Raw genomic sequence first — 245 nt, 5'->3', positions numbered from 1 at the left:
ATGGTATGGCACTGGTCAGCAGCGGCTTCTATCTGAAGGGCAAGGCGGAGCTTTCGCAGGTCCTTCTGAAGCGCGCCTTCGCCGCCGAGCTGCGGGGCGAAGATGCCAAGCCGTGGCCCTGGGCCGATTTCACCACCGAAGCCGAAGTCAGCGCCCCGCGTCTCGGCAAGACGGCGATCGTGCTGTCTGGCGCATCCGGCGAAGCGCTGGCCTTCGGCCCGGCCTGGCTCAGCAATACGCCGCAG

The 245-nt window shown here is 66.9% G+C and carries 1 protein-coding gene; it reads left to right on the top strand.

The genetic code is table 11. The features are described from left to right. The coding region (locus SB772_RS44505; RefSeq protein ID WP_410839090.1) for a hypothetical protein at positions 1-245 on the top strand (245 nt) is incomplete at both ends.

This window comes from Paraburkholderia sp. SIMBA_030 (assembly GCF_046535245.1).
Taxonomy (GTDB): Bacteria; Pseudomonadota; Gammaproteobacteria; order Burkholderiales; family Burkholderiaceae; genus Paraburkholderia.
This window is presented reverse-complemented; position numbering and strand designations above follow the sequence as displayed.